General features: G+C 63.1%; 22 protein-coding genes. 11 read left to right on the top strand and 11 right to left on the bottom strand.

Annotated features, from left to right (window positions below; genetic code table 11):
- Positions 1-26: 26 nt before the first annotated feature.
- Genes ACR0FC_RS17020 through ACR0FC_RS17005 form a run of 4 tightly spaced genes read right to left on the bottom strand, consistent with a single transcriptional unit; the run spans position 27 to position 2,692 of the window.
- Positions 27-1,055 carry a MaoC family dehydratase gene (locus tag ACR0FC_RS17020; protein WP_170342189.1) on the bottom strand — a complete coding sequence of 343 codons (1,029 nt, stop codon included), beginning with the start codon at positions 1,053-1,055 and terminating at the stop codon, positions 27-29.
- Positions 1,055-1,261 carry a DUF1737 domain-containing protein gene (locus ACR0FC_RS17015; protein WP_170342191.1) on the bottom strand — a complete coding sequence of 69 codons (207 nt, stop codon included), beginning with the start codon at positions 1,259-1,261 and terminating at the stop codon, positions 1,055-1,057. The genes ACR0FC_RS17020 and ACR0FC_RS17015 overlap by 1 nt, the downstream gene beginning before the upstream one ends.
- Positions 1,262-1,273: 12 nt before the next feature.
- Positions 1,274-1,828: an NnrU family protein gene (locus ACR0FC_RS17010; protein WP_170342193.1), complete on the bottom strand. Its 555-nt coding sequence runs from the start codon at positions 1,826-1,828 to the stop codon at positions 1,274-1,276.
- 6 nt (positions 1,829-1,834) lie between these two features.
- Positions 1,835-2,692 (bottom strand): HpcH/HpaI aldolase/citrate lyase family protein, encoded by an 858-nt coding sequence (locus ACR0FC_RS17005; RefSeq protein ID WP_170342195.1) that lies wholly within the window; start codon positions 2,690-2,692, stop codon positions 1,835-1,837.
- A gap of 168 nt (positions 2,693-2,860) precedes the next feature.
- Here ACR0FC_RS17005 and ACR0FC_RS17000 point away from each other — a divergent pair, with 168 nt between their 5' ends.
- The gene (locus tag ACR0FC_RS17000) at positions 2,861-3,166 is read left to right on the top strand and encodes a hypothetical protein (RefSeq protein ID WP_170342197.1); all 306 of its coding nucleotides are present in this window, start codon (positions 2,861-2,863) and stop codon (positions 3,164-3,166) included.
- Positions 3,167-3,169: 3 nt separating this feature from the next.
- On the opposite strand, the gene ACR0FC_RS16995 is transcribed toward ACR0FC_RS17000, so the two are convergent.
- Positions 3,170-3,925 carry a sulfite exporter TauE/SafE family protein gene (locus ACR0FC_RS16995; RefSeq protein ID WP_170342199.1) on the bottom strand — a complete coding sequence of 252 codons (756 nt, stop codon included), beginning with the start codon at positions 3,923-3,925 and terminating at the stop codon, positions 3,170-3,172.
- Positions 3,926-4,085: 160 nt separating this feature from the next.
- Between ACR0FC_RS16995 and mdh the strand changes: the two genes are divergently transcribed.
- Entirely contained in the window at positions 4,086-5,048 is a 963-nt protein-coding gene (mdh, locus tag ACR0FC_RS16990) for a malate dehydrogenase (RefSeq protein ID WP_170342201.1), read from the top strand.
- Between the two features lie 105 nt (positions 5,049-5,153).
- On the opposite strand, the gene ACR0FC_RS16985 is transcribed toward mdh, so the two are convergent.
- Positions 5,154-6,146: a zinc transporter ZntB gene (locus ACR0FC_RS16985; RefSeq protein WP_170342203.1), complete on the bottom strand. Its 993-nt coding sequence runs from the start codon at positions 6,144-6,146 to the stop codon at positions 5,154-5,156.
- 372 nt (positions 6,147-6,518) lie between these two features.
- Here ACR0FC_RS16985 and sucC point away from each other — a divergent pair, with 372 nt between their 5' ends.
- From sucC to lpdA, 7 genes are all read left to right on the top strand, one after another.
- Positions 6,519-7,712, top strand: a complete 1,194-nt coding sequence (gene sucC / locus ACR0FC_RS16980) for an ADP-forming succinate--CoA ligase subunit beta (protein WP_093963486.1) — start codon at positions 6,519-6,521, stop codon at positions 7,710-7,712.
- 84 nt (positions 7,713-7,796) lie between these two features.
- Positions 7,797-8,681, top strand: coding sequence for a succinate--CoA ligase subunit alpha (gene sucD, locus ACR0FC_RS16975; protein ID WP_170342204.1), 885 nt, complete (start codon positions 7,797-7,799; stop codon positions 8,679-8,681).
- Positions 8,682-8,725: 44 nt separating this feature from the next.
- Entirely contained in the window at positions 8,726-9,268 is a 543-nt protein-coding gene (locus ACR0FC_RS16970; protein WP_170342206.1) for a DUF805 domain-containing protein, read from the top strand.
- The gene (locus ACR0FC_RS16965; RefSeq protein ID WP_170342208.1) at positions 9,265-12,219 is read left to right on the top strand and encodes a 2-oxoglutarate dehydrogenase E1 component; all 2,955 of its coding nucleotides are present in this window, start codon (positions 9,265-9,267) and stop codon (positions 12,217-12,219) included. Before ACR0FC_RS16970 ends, ACR0FC_RS16965 begins: the two co-directional genes overlap by 4 nt.
- 6 nt (positions 12,220-12,225) lie before the next feature.
- The gene (gene odhB / locus ACR0FC_RS16960; RefSeq protein WP_170342210.1) at positions 12,226-13,728 is read left to right on the top strand and encodes a 2-oxoglutarate dehydrogenase complex dihydrolipoyllysine-residue succinyltransferase; all 1,503 of its coding nucleotides are present in this window, start codon (positions 12,226-12,228) and stop codon (positions 13,726-13,728) included.
- A 2-nt stretch (positions 13,729-13,730) separates the two neighbouring features.
- A complete protein-coding gene (locus ACR0FC_RS16955) occupies positions 13,731-14,000 on the top strand; it encodes a hypothetical protein (protein WP_170342212.1) in 270 nt (89 codons plus the stop codon).
- Positions 14,001-14,072: 72 nt separating this feature from the next.
- Positions 14,073-15,461: a dihydrolipoyl dehydrogenase gene (gene lpdA, locus ACR0FC_RS16950; protein WP_170342214.1), complete on the top strand. Its 1,389-nt coding sequence runs from the start codon at positions 14,073-14,075 to the stop codon at positions 15,459-15,461.
- An 18-nt stretch (positions 15,462-15,479) separates the two neighbouring features.
- Here lpdA and ACR0FC_RS16945 read toward each other — a convergent pair whose 3' ends face one another.
- Entirely contained in the window at positions 15,480-16,058 is a 579-nt protein-coding gene (locus ACR0FC_RS16945; RefSeq protein WP_170342216.1) for a TetR/AcrR family transcriptional regulator, read from the bottom strand.
- A 102-nt stretch (positions 16,059-16,160) separates the two neighbouring features.
- Between ACR0FC_RS16945 and ACR0FC_RS16940 the strand changes: the two genes are divergently transcribed.
- A complete protein-coding gene (locus tag ACR0FC_RS16940; RefSeq protein ID WP_170342219.1) occupies positions 16,161-16,754 on the top strand; it encodes an NAD(P)H-dependent oxidoreductase in 594 nt (197 codons plus the stop codon).
- On the opposite strand, the gene ACR0FC_RS16935 is transcribed toward ACR0FC_RS16940, so the two are convergent.
- From ACR0FC_RS16935 to ACR0FC_RS16920, 4 genes are read right to left on the bottom strand one after another with little or no spacing between them, the layout of a single operon-like run.
- Positions 16,755-17,360 carry a pyridoxamine 5'-phosphate oxidase family protein gene (locus ACR0FC_RS16935; protein WP_170342221.1) on the bottom strand — a complete coding sequence of 202 codons (606 nt, stop codon included), beginning with the start codon at positions 17,358-17,360 and terminating at the stop codon, positions 16,755-16,757.
- Positions 17,344-18,087: a lysophospholipid acyltransferase family protein gene (locus tag ACR0FC_RS16930; RefSeq protein WP_170342224.1), complete on the bottom strand. Its 744-nt coding sequence runs from the start codon at positions 18,085-18,087 to the stop codon at positions 17,344-17,346. The genes ACR0FC_RS16935 and ACR0FC_RS16930 overlap by 17 nt, the downstream gene beginning before the upstream one ends.
- Complete coding sequence (locus tag ACR0FC_RS16925; protein ID WP_170342226.1) at positions 18,087-18,986, bottom strand: cell division protein FtsX; 900 nt, start codon at positions 18,984-18,986, stop codon at positions 18,087-18,089. The genes ACR0FC_RS16930 and ACR0FC_RS16925 overlap by 1 nt, the downstream gene beginning before the upstream one ends.
- Positions 18,983-19,660 carry a cell division ATP-binding protein FtsE gene (locus tag ACR0FC_RS16920; protein ID WP_170342228.1) on the bottom strand — a complete coding sequence of 226 codons (678 nt, stop codon included), beginning with the start codon at positions 19,658-19,660 and terminating at the stop codon, positions 18,983-18,985. The genes ACR0FC_RS16925 and ACR0FC_RS16920 overlap by 4 nt, the downstream gene beginning before the upstream one ends.
- Before the next feature lie 181 nt (positions 19,661-19,841).
- Between ACR0FC_RS16920 and ACR0FC_RS16915 the strand changes: the two genes are divergently transcribed.
- Positions 19,842-20,609, top strand: coding sequence for a zinc-ribbon domain-containing protein (locus ACR0FC_RS16915; protein ID WP_170342230.1), 768 nt, complete (start codon positions 19,842-19,844; stop codon positions 20,607-20,609).

The raw sequence follows: 20,609 nt of genomic DNA, 5'->3' as shown, positions 1-20,609 counted from the left end.
TCACAAGACTGTGGGGGCCTGCCCGCTCAGATCGGCATCAGCGCCCAATAGTCCAGATCCAGCAGGACGTCGGGGCTGTATTTTCCATCCGGGCCGCGCAGCGCAAAGGGCTCGCCGCCCTTGGTCGCCACCAGGCGCAGGCGGATGGCACCCACGCCGGGCACGCCGGTTTCGGCCTTGTCCACCACTTCGGACCACGCCTTGATGGTGTCGCCCGCGAAACAGGGGTTGGCGTGGGCTCCGCCGTTCAGACCTACGATCATCTGCGCGTTGGCCAGTCCGTTGAAGGACAGGGCCCGCGCCATCGAAATCACATGGCCGCCATAGATCAGCCGCCCATCGGGTCGGAAGGTCAGGTCGAAATGCACCTTGGCGGTGTTCTGCCACAGGCGGGTGGCCAGCATGTGCTCGGCCTCTTCCACGGTCACGCCGTCGACATGCTCGATGGTTTCCCCGATCTGGTAGTCTCCCCAGCGGTGCGGTTCTCCGGCCAGAGCAAAGTCGTATTTGCTGAAATCCAGCCCGTTCGGCACCACGAGGTCGCCGGGCTCCAGCGCCTTTTTCAGGTCCGGCACCACGGTTTCCGGGGCAGGCGCGTCGAGGTTCGATTTCCGCACCATCACCCAGCGCACGTATTCGATCACCACTTCGTCGCACTGGTTCAGTCCGCGCGTGCGCACCCAGACCACCCCGGTTTTGCCGTTCGAATTCTGCTTGAGGCCGATCACCTCGGTTTCCGACCGCAGGGTGTCGCCGGGATAGACCGGGTGCAGCCAGCGCCCCTCGGCATAGCCCAGGTTCGCGACCGCGTTCAGCGAGATGTCCGGCACCGTCTTGCCGAACACCACATGGAACGCCGCCAGATCGTCGATCGGGCTTTGCGGCAGGCCGCAGCTCCGGGCGAACTCGTCCGAGGAATAGAGCGCGTGGCGCGCGGGATATAGCGCATGATAGAGCGCGCGCTCGCCCACCGTCACGGTGCGGGGCACCGCGTGGTGCAGCACCTGCCCGATGGAGTAGTCCTCGAAAAAGTGGCCCGGATTGGTCTTTGCCATTATTGCTGTCCCAGTTTCATGTCGGGGGAATAGTCGGCCGCGACATCCTTGGTCACGGCCTGCGCACAGCGCATCTTGCTGGTGGACGGATCGAACGCATAGGCCGGAGAGCCGTGCAGCTCCCACCCTTTGGCCAGCGCCTCGGACACCTTGTGGCAGAAGGCCGAGGTGTCCTCTTCGGTCAGCAGTCGATAAAGTTTCGCCATCACCTCACCTGCCTAACCCGGGAACGGAGACGGGCCGACCAGCCCGTGGATGTAACCGATGATGCCCAGCAGCACGATCGAGGCCACGAAGAACATCGCGTCCTTGCCATAGCTTCCGGGCTCGCCCGGTGTCCAGTTGGGCTCGGACTTGTTGATGACGATCACTTCGACCACGGCCCAGGCCAACAGGCCGCCGAACAGGATGATCGACGCCAGATCACCATTGACCAGCAGATGCGCAAAGGCCCAGAGCTTGAACCCGCCCAGCATCGGGTGACGCACCTTGTTCAGCAATCTGCCCTTGGTTCCGGCAGGGCTCATCATCCAGATCGCGATCAGCACCAGCAGGTTGTTGATGTGGATCATGAAGCTGGGCGGTGCCCAGACATGGATGAAATCGGTCATGCGATAGCCGAAGATCATCAGCAGGATCGACACGACCAGCGCACCCGCGACCGCGCCCTTTCCGGCGTCACCCATGGCCGCGCGGCGGGCGGGCATCAGACGTTTGAACAGATGTGCGGCCCACCAAAGCGCCACGCCGAGAATGAGAAGAACGAAGCCCATGCTGGCTTACCCCGCTTGCAAAGCTGATATCGCCTCTGCTTTTGCCAGAATTTCACGGGCAGTTACAACGTGCAGGTTTTCCACGATCTTGCCGTCGACCACGGCAACGCCCTGTCCTTTGGCCTCGACCTCTTCGAAAGCGACGATCTGGCGGCGGGCCAGGTCGATCTCGGCCTCGGAGGGGGCGAAGGCGGTATTGGCGGTCTCGACCTGCGCGGGGTGGATCAGGGTCTTGCCGTCAAAGCCCATGTCGCGGCCCTGCGCACATTCGACGGCCAGCCCCTCGGTATCCTTGAACGCGTTGTAGACGCCATCGACGATCACCAGCCCCTCGGCCTTGGCGGCCAGCAGGCACAGGCCCAGCGAGGTCATCAGCGGCAGGCGGTCGGGGCGGAAGCGGGTCTGCAGTTCTTTCGCCAGATCGTTGGTGCCCATGACAAAGCCCGCCATCAGCGGATGGGCCGCGATCGCGGCCGCGTTCAGCATGCCGCGCGGGGTTTCCATCATCGCCCAGATCGGCAGGTCGCCGGTGATCGCGGCCAGCGCATCCACGTCGGCGGCCGAATTCACCTTGGGCAGCAGCACCACGTCGGCATCCATCTCGCGCACGGCCTCGGCATCGGCGCGGCCCCACGGGGTGTCGAGGCCGTTGATTCGAACGATCTTGACGCGCGGGCCGTATCCGCCCGTCGTCAGCGCGGCCTTGAGCGTTTCGCGCGCATTGTCCTTTTCATCAGCGGCAACCGCGTCTTCCAGATCGAAGATAATGGCATCGACCGGCAGCGAGCGCGCCTTGTCGAGCGCCCGCTCCTTGGAGCCGGGGATATACAGAACAGAGCGGTAGGGGCGCTGGCGGGGGTCCATGGGAACCTCTCGTTGAAATAAAGTTGCGCAGAATGGGGCATTTTTTGCCGGAAACTTCAAGGCTAAAATCGCCGCATTGCAGCATGCGACGCAACGCGCGGTGGTTTTACCGCAATTGCAGAGGGTTCCGGCAGCTTTGGTCCAGTCAACAGGCGAAGGGGGCCGGAGATGAATCAGTGGTTGTTTCAGATGACGATGGGGCTGGGCATCATGGTGCTGGCGGCGCAGCAGGTGCAGGCGCAAACGCCGAACTGTGCGCCCCGGCCGGACGTGCTGCAGCGGCTGGCCGAGACCTATGGCGAGACCCGGCGCGGCATCGGCATGGCGCGGCAGGGTGCGGTGATGGAGGTCTTTGCCTCGGACGACACCGGCACCTGGACGATCACGGTGACCCTGCCCAACGGGCTGACCTGCCTGGTGGCCGCGGGCGAGGCCTATGAGGTGCTGGCCGAAGCTCTGCCGCCGAACACCTGAGGATCAGGTCAGCGCGTCCCAGATCAGCTTTGACCCGGTCAGGGTCAGCAGAACATAGGCGATGCCGAAGAACAGCCGCTCGGACATCATCCAATGGGCACGCACGCCCAGCCAGGCGCCAAGGATGGCAAAGGGGGTCAGCAGCAGGTCGGCCCAGGCGGTCTGCAGCGTGAACATGCCCAGATAGGCGTAGGGGACGAACTTGGCGATGTTGATGACCCAGAAGACCAGCACGGTGGTGGCCTGGAACTCGGTTTTCGTCAGGCGTTGCGACAGCAGGTAGACGGCGGCGGGCGGGCCGCCGGCGTGGCTGACAAAGCTGGTGAAGCCAGCGACCAGCCCGGCGAACAGCCCGGCCGGAGGCGGCAGGCGGTTGGCGAAACCGCGCACCCAGCCGCGGGATTGCGCCACATGCCAGACCACGAAGCCCACCGAGATGCCCCCGATCAGCAGGCGCAGCAGGTCTTCGTCGGTCGCCCGGTACAGCAGCGCGCCCAGCGCCACACCCGGCACTGCCCCCAGCATCAGCAGACGCGCGTCGGGCCAGTTCCACCGTTTCCAGTAGGGGCGCAGGGTGGCCAGGTCGATCACCATCAGGATCGGCAACATCAGCGCCAGCGCCTGCCCCGGATCAAGGATCAACGCCAGAATCGACGACGACGCAAAAGCCACGCCCGAGCCGAAGCCGCCCTTGGAAATGCCCGCAAAGATCACAGCCGGGATCGCCACGGCAAAAAACATCAGGTTCAATTCAACCATGCGGCGGCCCCGAAACGGCTTGTCCTGCGGGTGGTTTAGCGCAACCGGCGGGGGGCAGGCAAACGGTATGCGGTCGCATGCCGCGCCGCAGAACCCTTGCGCAACGGCGTTTTAGCGACTAGCAAAACCGCGATTTCAAAACCGACCGGAGACAATCCAAATGGCCAGACCCAAGATCGCGCTGATCGGCGCAGGTCAGATCGGGGGCACACTTGCCCACCTCGCAGCAATGAAGGAACTGGGGGATGTCGTTCTGTTCGACATCGCCGAGGGCATCCCGGAAGGCAAGGCGCTGGACATCGCCGAATCCGGCCCGTCCGAGGGCTTTGACGCCAAGCTGAAGGGCACCCAGTCCTACGAAGACATCGCCGGTGCCGATGTTTGCATCGTGACCGCCGGTGTGCCGCGCAAGCCGGGCATGAGCCGCGATGACCTGCTGGGCATCAACCTGAAGGTCATGAAGTCGGTCGGTGAGGGCATCGCCGCCAATGCACCCGACGCCTTCGTCATCTGCATCACCAACCCGCTGGACGCGATGGTCTGGGCGCTGCGCGAATTCTCGGGCCTGCCCCACAACAAGGTCTGCGGCATGGCCGGCGTGCTGGACTCGGCCCGCTTCCGCCACTTCCTGGCCGAAGAGTTCGACGTATCGATGAAAGACGTCACCGCCTTCGTTCTGGGCGGCCATGGCGACACGATGGTACCGTCGGTTCGTTATTCGACCGTTGCCGGCATCCCGCTGCCCGATCTGGTCAAGATGGGCTGGACCACGCAGGAGAAGCTGGACGCCATCGTACAGCGCACCCGTGACGGCGGTGCCGAGATCGTCGGCCTGCTGAAGACCGGATCGGCCTACTACGCGCCTGCAACCTCGGCGATCGAGATGGCCGAAGCCTATCTGAAAGACCAAAAGCGCGTTCTGCCCTGCGCCGCCTATTGCGATGGCGAGTTGGGCGTGAAGGGCATGTATGTGGGCGTCCCGACCGTGATCGGCGCCGGCGGCATCGAAAAGGTCGTCAACATCCAGCTCAATGAAGAAGAGCAGGCCGGTTTCGACAATTCGGTCAACGCCGTGAAAGGTCTGATCGAGGCCTGCAAGGGCATCGACAGCTCATTGGCCTGATACATTGATCGGATCTTTGGACCCCACCAAAGATCCGGCCAAAGGCATGACACCCTGCCCCGCTGGCTCCAACCGGCGGGGCATTTCTTTTTTGGCCCTCGAGTTCTATCGGAACATCCCAAGCCACCTGGCTACTCCCAGAAGCATCCCGCCAAGTGCGACCAGCAAGGCGCAAACGACCCAGAACGCATTCGGACTTTCGGCGCCGGGAATGCCACCGACATTGATCCCCAGAACACCCGCCACCAGGCCCAGCGGCAGAAAGACCGCGCTGACCACTGACAGAACGAGCATACGGTTGTTCATACGTTCGGCCCGTTCATCCATCAGCTGATCGTGTATGATCTGAACCCGTTCCCGTACAGCCGCCAAATCCTCGCCGATCCGGTAGATGCGCTCCGAGGCTTCGCGCAACCGCGACCGGTCGTGAGCCTGCAGCCACGGCACGTCTTCAATCTCGAGCGTCGTCAGCGCGTCGCGCTGGGGTACCAGATACCGGCGCAGAACGATGGAGGACCTGCGGATCGCCGCCAGCTCGGCCCGAGAAATCTCGGCATTCGCCTCGAGAAGCGCCTCCTCGAGGTCATCCACACGTTCGTTCAGATCAGTGATCGAAGGTTCGGCCCTATCTGCCAGCCGCAAGGCCAAGCGCGCGACGAAGTCACCCGGCGATTTCGGTGCCTGCCCGCGGTCGATTGCCGCCAGCATGTCCGCAACCGCATCCAAGGGGCGGCGCCAGACACCGATGATCTTGTTCTCCGTCAACCACAGCCTGACCGAGATCATGTCTTCGGGCGGTTGCCCTTCTTGCAGGTTCACTCCGCGCAGGTTCAGGATTACGCCATCGCCATGGACGGTACAGCGGGGCCGGGTCTCGTCCGCCGTCAGAGCGTCGATCACGAACTCATCAAGCCCGCCGGCGCGCAGAAGCGGAACCGTGCCTGGTGCTTCCAGCCTCAGGTGTTGCCAAGCGAACTGCCCCTCCGGTCCGGCCGGTATCCAGCTGGCAAATTCATCGGCGTCCAGTGACACAGCTTTGCCGGATCCGTCGAAGATCCAGGTCATGACATCGGGGAAATCTGGGTTCGGCACTGTCATCTGCTCGGAGCTTGTTCATGTTTGACCTGCCCGACCCAACCGGACCCACACAGGCCCGGTCAGATTAGCCAGCCTGCGAGAATGCGCCAAGCCCCGAAAGCCTGACAGGTCCGGTCCCGCCACTTCGAACGCTACCGGAAATGTTGGCGCAAACGGGTTGCGAACACGGTCTTCGAATATGTTTTCAAAGCCTATTCTGACTCGCTCGAATCATTTTTTGGCACCGGTTTGTTTGTGATCACACCCCGAAAATGTGTGATCACAAATGCTGAAAATCTTCGGTAAATAACCCGATCCAGACAGAAAACCCTTTAATTTTTACCGCTAGACACCCCTATAACGATCTAATCGCAGTCAGACGGGACAGTTTCGATGAACATTCACGAATATCAGGCCAAGGCTCTTCTTCGCAGCTATGGCGCTCCGGTCTCCGACGGACGTGCAGTTCTGCGCGCCGAGGAAGCCAAAACAGCCGCCGGTGAACTGGACGGCCCCCTTTGGGTGGTCAAGGCACAGATCCACGCGGGCGGCCGCGGCAAAGGTCACTTCAAAGAGGCCGACGCCGGTGAAAAGGGCGGCGTGCGTCTGACCAAATCGGTGGAGGAAGCCGCCGAGGAAGCCAAAAAGATGCTGGGCCGCACGCTGGTCACGCACCAGACCGGCCCCGTAGGCAAGCAGGTCAACCGCGTTTACATCGAGGCCGGTTCGGGCATCGAGCGCGAGCTGTACCTGGCCCTGCTGGTGGACCGCCAGACCAGCCGCATCTCGTTCGTGTGCTCGACCGAAGGCGGTATGGACATCGAAGAAGTAGCCGCGGCGACACCCGAGAAAATCCTGTCCTTCTCGGTTGACCCGGCCACCGGGTACCAGCCGTATCACGGCCGGCGCATCGCCTTCTCGCTGGGTCTGGAAGGCGCGCAGGTCAAGCAATGCGTGCGTCTGATGGGCATCCTGTACAAGGCCTTCGTCGAGAAGGACATGGAGATGCTTGAGATCAACCCGCTGATCGTGGCCGAGGGCGGCGACCTCAAGGTGCTGGACGCCAAGCTGAGCTTTGACGGCAACGCGGTCTACCGCCACCCCGACATCGCCGAACTGCGCGACACTACCGAGGAAGACCCCAAGGAGCTGGAAGCCAGCAAATACGACCTGAACTATATCGCGCTGGACGGCGAGATCGGCTGCATGGTCAACGGCGCGGGTCTGGCGATGGCGACGATGGACATCATCAAGCTGTACGGTGCCGAGCCTGCCAACTTCCTCGACGTCGGCGGCGGCGCCACCAAAGAGAAAGTGACCGAGGCGTTCAAGATCATCACGTCTGATCCCAACGTCAAAGGCATCCTGGTCAACATCTTCGGGGGCATCATGCGCTGTGACGTCATCGCCGAGGGCGTTGTCGCCGCGGTGAAAGAGGTCGGCCTGCAGGTCCCGCTGGTCGTGCGCCTGGAAGGCACCAATGTCGAGAAGGGCAAGGAGATCATCAACACCTCCGGCCTGGACGTGATCGCGGCGGACAACCTGAAAGACGGTGCCGAGAAGATCGTGAAGGCAGTCAAAGGCTGAACCCGATAACTCAGGGCGGGTCGCGGCCCGCCATTCCGACGAATACTGGCGGGTCAGATCCCGCCGAAAACAGGAGAACGCCAAATGGCAGTCCTCATCGACGAAAATACCAAAGTGATCTGTCAGGGCTTTACCGGCTCGCAGGGCACGTTCCACTCTGAACAGGCCATCGCCTATGGCACCAAGATGGTCGGCGGCGTGACCCCCGGCAAAGGCGGGATGGAGCATCTGGGTCTGCCCGTGTTCAACTCGGTCCACGAAGCCAAGCACGTCACCGAGGCCAACGCCACCGTGATCTATGTGCCGCCGCCGTTTGCCGCGGATTCGATCCTCGAAGCGATCGATGCTGAGATGGAAGTGATCGTCTGCATCACCGAAGGGATTCCGGTTCTGGACATGATGAAGGTGAAGCGCGCGCTGGAAGGCAGCAAGTCGCGTCTTATCGGCCCGAACTGCCCCGGTGTCATCACGCCGGATGCCTGCAAGATCGGCATCATGCCCGGCCACATCCACAAGCGTGGTTCGGTCGGCGTCGTGTCGCGTTCCGGCACCCTGACCTATGAGGCCGTCAAGCAGACCACCGATGTGGGTCTGGGCCAGTCCACCTGCGTGGGCATCGGCGGCGACCCGATCAAAGGCACCGAGCATATCGACGTGCTGGAATGGTTCCTGGCCGATGACGAGACCGAGTCGATCATCATGATCGGCGAGATCGGCGGCTCGGCCGAGGAAGAAGCCGCGCAGTTCCTGGCGGATGAGGCCAAGAAAGGCCGCAAAAAGCCCGTTGCCGGTTTCATCGCCGGCCGCACGGCGCCTCCGGGCCGCCGCATGGGCCACGCGGGCGCGATCGTCGCCGGCGGCAAGGGCGGTGCCGAGGATAAGATCGAAGCCATGCGCAGCGCCGGCATCGTCGTGGCCGAAAGCCCGGCGCAGCTGGGCGAGGCTGTGCTGGAAGCAATCGGCAAGTAAACCGCCGGCCCCTTGCGTGGGCTGGCCTCAGCGGAGCGAAACACATGACCTTCAACGAAGCCGTCAAAACGTGTTTCTCCAAATACTTCACATTCTCGGGGCGGGCCTCTCGCCCCGAGTATTGGTATTTTTTCCTGTTCATTCTGGTCTGGAGCGCAATCGCCACGGTCATCGACTGGCATTTCTTCGGACAGGTCACGACCGTGCAATCCGAAGGCTCGGTCGAGGTGGCCGCCACATCCAGCCAGCCGGTGCAGAGCATCGTGTCACTGATCGTGTTCATTCCGCATCTGGCCGTGGCGTGGCGGCGCATGCATGACACCGGGCGCAACGGTCTCTACGCGCTGCTGCCGATCCTTTTGATCCTTGGGGCTTTTGCCGTTCTGGTCTTCGGCATCGGCCTCGCCTCAAGCTTCCAGCATGGCGGAAGCCTCGACATCCTGTTCACGCGCGCCACGCTGCTGATCGTCATTCCGACACTGCTTGTTCTTCTGGTGTCGCCCCTCCTGGTTCTGTGGTGGCTGTCCCGCCCCAGCCAGCCAGGCACCAACAAATACGGTCCCAACCCATATGAGGTAACCCAATGACCGAACACTCGCCCAATTCTGCCTTCCATGCCTCGAGCTTCATGCAGGGGCACAATGCCGAGTACCTGGAGCAGCTTTATGCCCAGTACTCAAAGGATCCCGGCGCGATCGATGCGGCCTGGGCCGAGTTTTTCCGGCAGATGGGAGACGCGGCACCGGACGTCCAGAAAGAGGCCGAAGGGCCGTCGTGGGCGCGCTCCGACTGGCCACCGATGCCGAATGATGACCTGACCGGCGCCCTGACCGGCGAGTGGATCGAGGTCGACGCCAAGGCAGCTGGCAACAAGATCAAGGAAAAGGCCGCCAAGGCAGGGGTTGATGTCAGCGACGAACAGATCAAGCGCGCGGTGCTGGATTCGATCCGCGCGCTGATGCTGATCCGGGCCTATCGGATCCGGGGTCACCTGGCCGCTGATCTGGACCCGCTTGGCATGCGCGCCGCGACCAACCATCCCGAGTTGGACCCCAAGACCTATGGCTTTACCGATGCCGATATGGACCGGCCGATCTTTATCGACAACGTGCTGGGTCTGCAGATGGCCAGCATGCGCCAGATCGTCGAGATCGTGAAGCGCACCTATTGCGGCACTTTCGCGCTGCAGTACATGCACATCTCGAACCCCGAGGAGGCCGCCTGGCTGAAAGAGCGGATCGAAGGTTATGGCAAGGAAATCTCGTTTACGCGGGAAGGCCGCAAGGCGATCCTGAACAAGATGGTCGAGGCCGAGGGCTTTGAGAAGTTCCTGCATGTGAAATACATGGGCACCAAGCGGTTCGGTCTGGACGGGGGCGAGGCGCTGATCCCGGCGATGGAACAGATCATCAAGCGTGGCGGCGCCCTGGGCCTGAGCGATATCGTGATCGGCATGCCGCACCGCGGACGTCTGAACATCCTGGCCAACGTGATGGGCAAACCCTATCGCGCCATCTTCAACGAATTCCAGGGCGGCAGTTTCAAGCCCGAGGACGTGGATGGGTCGGGCGACGTGAAATATCACCTCGGTGCGTCCAGCGACCGTGAGTTTGACGGCAACACCGTGCACCTGTCGCTGACGGCGAACCCGTCCCACCTCGAAGCCGTGAACCCGGTCGTTCTTGGCAAGGTTCGGGCCAAGCAGGACCAGCTTGGTGACACCGACCGCAGCAAGGTCATGGGCATTCTTCTCCACGGCGACGCCGCCTTTGCCGGCCAGGGTGTCGTGGCCGAAGGCTTTGGCCTGTCCGGTCTGCGCGGTCACAAGACCGGCGGCACCATGCATATCGTCGTGAACAACCAGATCGGCTTTACCACCGCGCCGCATTTCTCGCGCTCCAGCCCGTATCCGACCGATATCGCGCTGATGGTCGAGGCGCCAATCTTCCACGTGAACGGCGACGACCCCGAGGCGGTGGTGCACGCGGCCAAGGTCGCGACCGAATTCCGCCAGAAGTTCCACAAGGACGTGGTCATCGACATCTTCTGCTATCGCCGGTTCGGTCACAACGAGGGCGATGAGCCCATGTTCACCAACCCGATCATGTACAAGAAGATCAAGACCCACAAAACCACGCTGTCGCTGTACACCGAGCGGCTGGTCAAGGACGGTCTGATCCCAGAGGGCGAGATCGAGGACATGAAGGCCGCCTTCCAGGCGCATCTGAACGACGAGTTCGAGGCCGGCAAGGACTACAAGCCCAACAAGGCCGACTGGCTGGATGGCCGGTGGTCGCATCTGGACAAGAACAAGGAAGAATATGTCCGCGGCGACACCGCAATCACGCCGGACACTCTGGCCGAGGTCGGCAAGGCGCTGGTGACGGTGCCCGAAGGCTTTGCCCTGCACAAGACGGTAGGTCGCCTTCTTGAACACAAGAAACAGATGTTCGAAACCGGTCAGGGCTTTGACTGGGCCACCGGCGAGGCGCTGGCCTTCGGGTCGCTGCTGACCGAGGGCTATCCGGTACGCCTGTCGGGGCAGGACGCCACCCGCGGCACATTCAGCCAACGCCATTCGGGTTTCATCAACCAGGAGACCGAGGAGCGCTACTATCCCCTGAACCACATCCGCGCCGGGCAGTCGCAGTACGAAGTGATCGACTCGATGCTGTCGGAATACGCGGTGCTGGGCTTCGAATACGGCTATTCGCTGGCCGAGCCCAACGCGCTGGTTCTGTGGGAGGCCCAGTTCGGCGATTTCGCCAACGGCGCGCAGATCATGTTCGACCAGTTCATCAGCTCGGGCGAAAGCAAGTGGCTGCGCATGTCCGGTCTGGTCTGCCTGCTGCCGCACGGGTTCGAGGGGCAGGGCCCCGAGCACTCATCGGCGCGACTGGAGCGGTTCCTGCAGATGTGCGGCCAGGACAACTGGATCGTGGCCAACTGCACCACGCCTGCGAACTATTTCCACATCTTGCGCCGTCAGTTGCACCGCACCTTCCGCAAGCCGCTGATCCTGATGACGCCCAAATCGTTGCTGCGCCACAAGCTGGCAATCAGCAATGCCGAGGACTTCACCACCGGGTCCAGTTTCCACCGGGTGCTGTGGGACGACGCGCAAAAAGGCAACTCGGACACCCAGCTGGTGCCCGACGACAAGATCAAGCGCGTAGTGATGTGTTCGGGCAAGGTGTACTACGACCTGCTTGAGGAGCGCGACGCGCGCGGGATCGACGACGTCTACCTGCTGCGGATCGAGCAATACTATCCGTTCCCGGCCCATTCGCTGATCAACGAGCTTGAGCGGTTCAAACAGGCCGAGATGGTCTGGTGCCAGGAAGAGCCCAAGAACCAGGGCGCCTGGGGATTCATCGAACCCAACATCGAATGGGTCCTGTCCCGCATCGGTGCCAAGCACACCCGGCCAATCTATGCCGGCCGCGCCACTTCGGCCTCGCCCGCAACGGGTCTGGCCAGCCAACACAAAGCCCAACAAGAAGCGCTGGTGAACGAAGCGCTGACCATTGAAGGATAATTAACGATGACGATTGAAGTTCGTGTTCCCACGCTGGGCGAGTCCGTCACCGAAGCCACGGTCGCAACCTGGTTCAAGAAACCCGGCGATGCCGTCGCCGTGGATGAGATGCTGTGCGAGCTTGAGACGGACAAGGTCACCGTCGAGGTTCCGTCGCCTGCAGCCGGCGTGATGGGCGAGATCGTAGCCGCCGAAGGTGAGACGGTCGGCGTTGATGCTCTGTTGGCAACGATCCAGGCCGGCGAAGGTGCGGCCCCCGCTCCAAAAGCTGAAGCCGCGCCGGCAGCGGCTCCTGCGGCCTCGGGTGGCAGCGTCGACGTGATGGTTCCGACACTGGGTGAGTCCGTCACCGAAGCGACCGTATCGACCTGGTTCAAGAAGGTCGGCGATACCGTCGCACAGGACGAAATGCTGTGCGAATTGGAGACCGACAAGGTCTCGGTTGAGGTCCCAGCTCCGGCTGCGGGTGTACTCGCGGAGATCGTGGCCCCCGAGGGCGCGACGGTCGACGCGACCGCCAAGCTTGCCGTGATTTCGGGCGCTGAAGCAGGCGCCGCACCGGCTGCGCCGGCCGCGGCAGCCCCTGCCCCCGCAGCAGCCGCCACCGGCAAGGACGTGGCCAATGCGCCATCGGCCGAAAAGGCCATGGCCGAGGCCGGCCTGTCGGCCGATCAGGTCACCGGCACCGGCCGCGATGGTCGCATCATGAAGGAAGACGTGGCCCGCGCCGTTGCAACCGCCGCTGCCCCTACCGCGGTCGCTCCGGCACCGGCAGCAGCCCCGCGCGCTCCCGTAGCCGCCGAGGACGCCGCCCGCGAGGAACGCGTGCGCATGACGCGCCTGCGCCAGACCATCGCCAAGCGTCTGAAGGACGCGCAGAACACTGCCGCGATCCTGACCACCTACAACGAGGTGGACATGACCGAGGTGATGGCCCTCCGCAATCAGTACAAGGACCAGTTCGAGAAGAAGCATGGCGTCCGCCTGGGCTTTATGTCCTTCTTCACCAAGGCCTGCTGCCACGCGCTGAAAGAGGTGCCCGAGGTCAATGCCGAGATCGACGGCAATGACATCGTGTACAAGAACTACGTCCACATGGGCGTCGCCGCCGGCACTCCGCAGGGCCTGGTGGTTCCGGTGATCCGCGATGCGGACCGCATGTCGTTCGCCGAGATCGAGAAAGCCATCGCCGAGAAGGGCAAACGCGCCCGTGACGGCAAGCTGAGCATGGCCGAAATGCAGGGCGGTACCTTCACCATCTCGAATGGAGGCGTCTATGGCTCGCTGATGTCCTCGCCGATCCTGAACCCCCCGCAGTCGGGCATTCTGGGCATGCACAAGATTCAGGAACGTCCGATGGTCATCAATGGCGAGATCAAGATCCGTCCGATGATGTATCTGGCGCTGTCCTATGACCACCGCATCGTCGACGGCAAGGGCGCGGTGACCTTCCTTGTGCGCGTGAAAGAGGCGCTGGAAGACCCGCGCCGTCTGCTGATGGATCTGTGATCATGGCGACGCACGTACTCTGGCAGGCCGACGTGGCCGATTTCGACGCCTGGCTGAAGGTGTTCCGCGAGGACAAGCCGATGCGCAAGGCGGCCGGGATTGTCGATCTGCACGTCTGGAAAGACCCCGAACAGCGCGATCATGCGGTTGCCCTGTTCGAGATTACCGATCTGGACCGGGCCCAGAGCTTCATCGAATCGGAAGAGCTGGCCATGCACCATGAACGTGGCGGCGTCGCACATATTCAGGTGAAGGTTCTGACACCCGTCTGAACAGGCACCCAGGCGATCCACCCCGTGGGTCGCCTTTTCAAAAAGAACACTCCGCGGATTTGGGAGAACAAAATGGCTAACTATGACGTCATCGTAATCGGCGCCGGTCCCGGCGGCTATGTCTGCGCCATCCGCTGCGCGCAGCTGGGCCTTAAAACCGCTGTCGTCGAAGGGCGCGAGACGCTGGGCGGCACCTGTCTGAACGTGGGCTGCATTCCGTCCAAGGCGCTGCTGCATGCCAGCCATCAGCTGCACGAGGCCGAGCACAACTTTGCCAAGATGGGCCTCAAGGGCAAAAGCCCCTCGGTCGACTGGAAGCAGATGCAGGCCTACAAGCAGGACGTGATCGACACCAACACCAAGGGCGTCGAGTTCCTGTTCAAGAAGAACAAGATCGACTGGCTCAAGGGCTGGGGCTCGATCCCCGCGCCCGGCAAGGTCAAGGTCGGTGACGAGGTGCACGAGGCCAAGAACATAATCATCGCCTCCGGCTCCGAGGCGGCGTCGCTGCCCGGCGTCGAGGTCGACGAGAAGGTCGTCGTGACCTCGACCGGCGCACTGGAGCTGAACAAGGTCCCGAAAAAGTTGGTGGTGATCGGCGCAGGCGTGATCGGGCTGGAACTGGGCTCGGTCTATCAGCGTCTGGGCGCCGAGGTAACGGTTATCGAATATCTCGACGTCATCACCCCGGGCATGGACCCCGAGGTGCAGAAGACCTTCCAGCGCATCCTGAAAAAACAGGGCCTGAACTTCGTCATGGGCGCCGCCGTGCAAAAGACCGAGGCCACCAAGACCAAGGCCAAGGTGACCTACAAGCTGCGCAAGGATGACAGCGAGCACGTGATCGAGGCCGACACCGTTCTGGTCGCCACCGGGCGCAAGCCGTTCCATGACGGGCTGGGTCTGGAGGCGCTGGGGGTCGAGCTGACTCCGCGCGGCCAGATCAAGGTCGGCAAGGACTGGCAGACCAACGTGCCGGGCATCTACGCCATCGGCGACGTGATCGAAGGCCCGATGCTGGCCCACAAGGCCGAGGACGAAGGCATGGCCGCCGCCGAAGTGGTCGCGGGCAAGCATGGGCACGTGAACTATGGCGTCATTCCGGGCGTGATCTACACCTGGCCCGAGGTTGCCAATGTCGGCGAGACTGAGGCCACCCTCAAAGAGCAGGGCCGCGCCTACAAGGTCGGCAAGTTCAGCTTTATGGGCAATGGCCGCGCCAAGGCGAACTTTGCCGCCGACGGGTTCGTCAAGATCCTGGCCGACAAGGAAACCGACCGCATCCTGGGCTGCCACATCATCGGCCCCGGCGCTGGCGACCTGATCCACGAGGTCTGCGTGGCGATGGAGTTCGGCGCCTCGGCCGAGGATCTGGCTTTGACCTGCCACGCGCACCCGACCTATTCCGAGGCCGTGCGCGAGGCCGCGCTGGCCTGCGGCGATGGTCCGATCCACGCCTGATGAGTTCGTCTCCGGCGGTCAGGCCGCCGGAGACAGCCACGCCCGCAGATAGGTTTCCAGCCGGTCGGTGAATGTCGTCGCCGAATGCAGGGCGCAGAATTTCAGTGACATCGCCTGGATGGCAAAGGCCTGCACGCCCTCGGCCAGCAGTTCTGACGGCACGTCCTGCCGGACCTCGGCCTGATCCAGCCACATCATCACGATCCGGAAGTATTTCTCGAAGCAATAGGCGATCGGCCCGATTTCAGAGATCGCGGCGGCGCCGGAATAGCGGATCAGCAGGTCGAACACATAGCGTTCGGACATCATGAAATCATGCACCGGGGCCAGGGCCTCGATAATCTGCGGCACGGCTTTCGGCGGTTTCGCCGCCTGCGCCTGATCCAGACAGGCGTCCAGTTTTTCGCCGATCAATATCTCCATCAGCGCGTCCTTGTCGTGGAAATGGGCAAAGAAGGTGCCCTTGGCCACGCCGGCGGCCTGTACCACCTCTTCCACGCGCAACGCCTGGTATCCGTTTTTCTGCACCACGTCCGCCGCCGCCTGCAGCAGCTTGGCGCGGGTCTTCAGGGTTCGTTTCTGAATCGTCTTTTGCATGCGGCTTGTTCGCATGTTTTTTGACCGTGGTCAAATTTAATATTGACCGTGGTCATTTTTTGATTCTATAAACTGACCGTGGTCAATTTTAGGAGAATCCCGATGCAACCCAAGAAAATTCTCATCCTCGACGGTCACCCCGCCGAAAGCAGCCTGTCGCGCACCTTTGCCGACACCTATGCCGAAGCCGCGCGCGCCAAGGGCCATGAAGTGAAAACCGTTCACCTCAGCGATCTGGAGTTCGATTTCGATTTCGGACAGGGCAACTATCATGATTTCAAACCGCTGGAGCCGGTTCTGGAACAGGTTCTGCAGGATATCGAATGGAGCGATCACCTGGTTCTGACCACGCCCATGTGGTGGGGCGGCCTGCCCGCCAAGCTCAAGGGGCTGATCGACCGGATGTTCATCCCGGGCCGTACGTTCGACACCCGCAATCCCAACAAACTGGGATTCCCGGCGCCGATGCTCGACGGCCGAACTGCGCGCGTCATCATCACCTCGGACACGCCGGGCTGGTTCATGCGGTTGGTTTACCGCCGGGCGCTGATTCACCAGATGCGCGGTCAGGTTCTGGGATTTGTCGGGTTCAAGCCGACGCGGTTCACCTGGTTTTCCGGTGCCAGCTATCCCAAGCAGGACAGCGTCCAGAAATGGATCGCACGGGTCACCCGGCTGGGCGCGACGGCAGCGTGATCACCACATCGTCTTTGCGGCGCGCGCGCCCCATTCGCGATCATAGCGTGCGCCGCCTTCCTCGCCCTGAGACACCTCGGCCAGAATCTCGCCCACCGTCGGCAACCCGGCGCTGTGATCGCCGCCGGTCCAGGTTTCAGCCCGCATCAGCGCGCGGGCGCATTGCGAGTAGATTTCCCCGATTTCGATAACGATCACCGTGGCCGGTTGCTTGCCCTTTTTCTCGAACCGGGCGCGCAGGTCGGCGTCGGCCGTCAACCGGGCGGTACCGTTCACCCGCACCACGTTGTTCGAGCCGGGCACCATGAACATCAGCGCCACACGCGGATCGCGCACGATGTTGCGCAGGCTGTCCAGGCGGTTGTTGCCGCGCCAGTCGGGCAAGGCCAGGGTACCGGGGTCCAGTTCTATCACCACCGGGCCGTCATCGCCCCGGGGGCTGCCATCCACGCCTTCGGGGCCCACTGTGGACAGCACGCACAGCCGCGACGCCATGATCCATTTGCGGTAGAGCGGCGTCAGTTGCCGCGCAACCTTCCGCATCGAGGCCGCGCCGGGCGTGCCGTACAGCGCCTCGAGCGCGGTGATGTCATTGATGTACTGCATCCGGATCAAACCCCACTTCGCGCATCAGCGCGTTCGAACGCGTCTCGATCACCTCTTCCAGCCGGGCGAGGAACGAATCGCGATTGACGCCCGGTTCGATCGGATCAAGGAATTCGACGATCGCATGGCCCGGTTTGCGCAGAATTCCCGACCGGGGCCAGAAGACGCCGACATTGGTGGCCGCCGGCACGCAGGGGAAGCCCAGCCCCTCGTACAGAACGGCGGTGCCGACCTTGTAGGGCTTGTAGACCCCCGGCGCCACCCGGGTGCCCTGCGGATAGATCACCAGTTGCCCGGGCTCGGTGAACTCTTTGGAAACGTCCTTGACCATCTTGGCCACTGCCGCGCCTCGCTTGCCGCGATTGACCGGAATACAACCCAGTCGACGGGCATACATGCCGATGATCGGGGTCCACAGCAGTTCGCGCTTCATGATGAACTTGCCATGGGGGATCGCGTCGAAGATCAGGATGATGTCGAAGAAGGATTGATGCTTGGCGGCGATCACCACCTCGCCCGTGGGCACGTTGCCACGCACCTCGCCGCGAATGCCCACCATCCAGCGCGCCAGCCATATGGTCGTGCGCGCATAGGTCTTGCAAGCGCGCAGTGCCCCGCGCTTGGAGAACAGCGCATAGGGCGCGAACACCAGGCCCAGAACCGCCATCCATGCGTAGATCGTGACCATGAAGATCAGCGAGCGCACCCATTGGACCGCCATTGCCATCACGAAAGCTCCTTCAATTTGCGACGGGCCGCCGACCATGTGGCGGCAAAGGCCACGGCCGCGCCCAAAACGGGGATTACGGCGGGCAGCAGCCAGTCGGCGCCCTGGAATCCAAGGCCGGTCAGGAAACCGCCCGCATCCGAGGCCTCGGGCAGCAGCAGCACCCCGGTCAGGCCCAGAACCGTCCCCACCACGGCACCGAAAAACGCGCGCCAGGTGAAGCGCCGCACGAAGGCACCGGCGATGAAACGGTCGCGTGCACCGACCTGACGCAGCACCTCGATGATCTGGGCGTTGGCCGCAAGCGAAGCATTGGCCGCAAGCGTGATCATCGCCGCCGTGGCCCCGCCGATCAGCAGGATCGAGATCCAGCCCAACCGCCGCAGCGAGGTGGCCGCATCGACCAGCGGCTCGCGCCAGCGGGAATGGTCATCCAGAACCGCACCTGGCACCTCGGCCGCCAGCCGCAGGCGCAGGCCCATCGTGTCCAACCCCGGCTCGCCCTCGATGATTTCGATGAGCTGCGGCACCGGCAGCGTGTCCAGCGGCAGGTCAGGTCCAAACCAGGGGGCCAGCAGCGCGGCCTGTTCTTCGGCGCTGAGCGCGCGGGCCGAGGCCACGCCCGAGGTCTGTTTCAGAACCTCCAGAGCGGCCTCCGTCTGCGCGGCACGCTGTTCAGCAGGCGCATTGATCCGCAGAGTGGCTGCTCCGGCCAGCTCCGAGGCCCAGCGATCGGCCAACCGGCCCGAGGCCAGCGACAGCGCAAGCGCGAATACTGTCAGAAAGGCCATCGCACCTGACACGAAAAGGGTCAGGTGCGCCGTAAATCCGGTTGGCGGCACGACGCGGTCAGCCCGGGCGTCCCGGCGCAGCAGGGCACGAATGTCATCGGCAATCATAGATCCGCCCCCGCCAGTTGCAGCCGCCGCTGCGAGATCCGAAGAACCCGGGCCTGCACCTGGCTTTTGGCCGCCCGGATCAAGCTCAGATCATGGGTGGCGATCACCACGGTCTTTCCCATGTGGTTCAGCTCGATCAGCAGACGCAGCAGACGCTGGGACATCTCCCAGTCGACGTTGCCGGTGGGTTCGTCGGCCAACACCACGTCCGGTGACAGGATGACCGCCCGCGCCAGTGCAGCCCGTTGCCGCTCGCCGCCCGAAAGCTCCGGCGGAAGTGCGTCCAGGCGGCCACCAAGACCGACCCAGGACAGGAGTTCGGTCAGATCTTCCTGCTCGGACTCGACAGAGCGTCCCGACACCATCAGTGGCAGGGCGACATTCTCTGCCAGAGTCATGTGGTCCAGAAACCGGCAGTCCTGATGCACGACACCGATGCGACGGCGCAGCAGGGCCATCTGGTCCCGGTCCAGTCGGGCAATGTCCTGATCAAAGGCGCTGATCCGCCCCGAACTGGCCAGCAACGCGCCATAGCAGAGTTTCAACAGGGTCGTTTTGCCCGCTCCGGACGGGCCGGTCAGAAAATGGAACGACCCCGGCTGCAACTGGACCGAGACATTGCTCAGCAGTTCGCCGCCGCCATAGCTGTAGCTGACATTTTCAAGCTCGATCACGCCTGCCCTCAATATTGCTTGCGCCCTTCTTGCCCGAGCACGACCACGGTTTCAATGCCTGCACCGAGTCCATTTGGCGACACTTGATCCACCGGGCCGAAAACGCGCTTTGCTGTTTCGCCTTAACGGATTATCATTCTTGGAAAAACGACGACAGGCCGCCAGCGGCCGGGGAGGCAGTATGCGACTAACATGCCCGAACTGTAATGCCCAGTACGAGGTTCCGGATGAGGTCATTCCGGAAGAAGGCCGAGACGTGCAATGCTCGAGCTGCGAGCAGACCTGGTTCCAACCCAAACACCCGGAGGCCGAGCCTGTCGCGGCCGAAACCGATGATGGTCCGGCCGAAAGCGCGCCTTCGGATGCGTCTGAGCAGCCAGCCGCCGAAGCTGCTGCGCCGGAACCAGAGCAGGCACAAGACGAACAGGTCGAAGCCGAACAGCCCGATCCCGAGGACGAAGCCCGGCCAGCCGCTCCGACCGGCAACGTCGATCCGGCCGTTGCGACAATCCTGCGAGAGGAAGCCGCGCGTGAGGCCGAACTGCGCGCCAAGGAAGGGTCCGGCCTGGAAAGTCAGCCGGATCTGGGCCTGGATCAGCAGCCGGAACCGGCCCCGAAGCCGACACCTCCTGCGGCGACCGAAACCGCCGCGGGAACCGGTCAGAAAGAGGCGCTGCCGGATGTGGACAGCATCAATTCGACTTTGCGCAGCGACGACGCACCCGCCGAGGCAGAGTCCGCCGAGGCCCCGCCGCGGAAATCGGGCGGGTTCCTGCGCGGCTTTGCGCTGATCCTGATCATCGGGGTCATCCTGTTCCTGATCTACGGCAACGCCCGCCAGATCAGCGAGGCGGTTCCCCAAGCCGAGCCCGTGTTGCAGTCGTATGTCTCGATGGTCGATCAGGCCCGGGTCTGGCTGGAATCGCAGGCTGGCTCCGCGACCGAGTAA

The organism is Ruegeria sp. BB9, assembly GCF_056539345.1.
Note: the sequence above shows the minus strand (reverse complement) of the source record. Positions and strands in the feature narration are given on the sequence as shown.

Excerpts from the sequence above, each read along its gene's own strand:
- ACR0FC_RS17015 (WP_170342191.1), bottom strand. The coding sequence starts at position 1,261 with ATGGCGAAACTTTATCGACTGCTGACCGAAGAGGACACCTCGGCCTTC.
- ACR0FC_RS17000 (WP_170342197.1), top strand. The coding sequence starts at position 2,861 with ATGAATCAGTGGTTGTTTCAGATGACGATGGGGCTGGGCATCATGGTG.
- ACR0FC_RS16930 (WP_170342224.1), bottom strand. The coding sequence starts at position 18,087 with ATGGCAATGGCGGTCCAATGGGTGCGCTCGCTGATCTTCATGGTCACG.
- lpdA (WP_170342214.1), top strand. The coding sequence starts at position 14,073 with ATGGCTAACTATGACGTCATCGTAATCGGCGCCGGTCCCGGCGGCTAT.
- ACR0FC_RS16945 (WP_170342216.1), bottom strand. The coding sequence starts at position 16,058 with ATGCAAAAGACGATTCAGAAACGAACCCTGAAGACCCGCGCCAAGCTG.
- ACR0FC_RS16965 (WP_170342208.1), top strand. The coding sequence starts at position 9,265 with ATGACCGAACACTCGCCCAATTCTGCCTTCCATGCCTCGAGCTTCATG.
- ACR0FC_RS16995 (WP_170342199.1), bottom strand. The coding sequence starts at position 3,925 with ATGGTTGAATTGAACCTGATGTTTTTTGCCGTGGCGATCCCGGCTGTG.
- ACR0FC_RS16985 (WP_170342203.1), bottom strand. The coding sequence starts at position 6,146 with ATGACAGTGCCGAACCCAGATTTCCCCGATGTCATGACCTGGATCTTC.
- sucD (WP_170342204.1), top strand. The coding sequence starts at position 7,797 with ATGGCAGTCCTCATCGACGAAAATACCAAAGTGATCTGTCAGGGCTTT.
- ACR0FC_RS16970 (WP_170342206.1), top strand. The coding sequence starts at position 8,726 with ATGACCTTCAACGAAGCCGTCAAAACGTGTTTCTCCAAATACTTCACA.
- ACR0FC_RS16940 (WP_170342219.1), top strand. The coding sequence starts at position 16,161 with ATGCAACCCAAGAAAATTCTCATCCTCGACGGTCACCCCGCCGAAAGC.
- odhB (WP_170342210.1), top strand. The coding sequence starts at position 12,226 with ATGACGATTGAAGTTCGTGTTCCCACGCTGGGCGAGTCCGTCACCGAA.
- ACR0FC_RS17020 (WP_170342189.1), bottom strand. The coding sequence starts at position 1,055 with ATGGCAAAGACCAATCCGGGCCACTTTTTCGAGGACTACTCCATCGGG.
- ACR0FC_RS16955 (WP_170342212.1), top strand. The coding sequence starts at position 13,731 with ATGGCGACGCACGTACTCTGGCAGGCCGACGTGGCCGATTTCGACGCC.
- sucC (WP_093963486.1), top strand. The coding sequence starts at position 6,519 with ATGAACATTCACGAATATCAGGCCAAGGCTCTTCTTCGCAGCTATGGC.
- ACR0FC_RS16925 (WP_170342226.1), bottom strand. The coding sequence starts at position 18,986 with ATGATTGCCGATGACATTCGTGCCCTGCTGCGCCGGGACGCCCGGGCT.
- ACR0FC_RS17005 (WP_170342195.1), bottom strand. The coding sequence starts at position 2,692 with ATGGACCCCCGCCAGCGCCCCTACCGCTCTGTTCTGTATATCCCCGGC.
- ACR0FC_RS16935 (WP_170342221.1), bottom strand. The coding sequence starts at position 17,360 with ATGCAGTACATCAATGACATCACCGCGCTCGAGGCGCTGTACGGCACG.
- ACR0FC_RS17010 (WP_170342193.1), bottom strand. The coding sequence starts at position 1,828 with ATGGGCTTCGTTCTTCTCATTCTCGGCGTGGCGCTTTGGTGGGCCGCA.
- ACR0FC_RS16915 (WP_170342230.1), top strand. The coding sequence starts at position 19,842 with ATGCGACTAACATGCCCGAACTGTAATGCCCAGTACGAGGTTCCGGAT.
- mdh (WP_170342201.1), top strand. The coding sequence starts at position 4,086 with ATGGCCAGACCCAAGATCGCGCTGATCGGCGCAGGTCAGATCGGGGGC.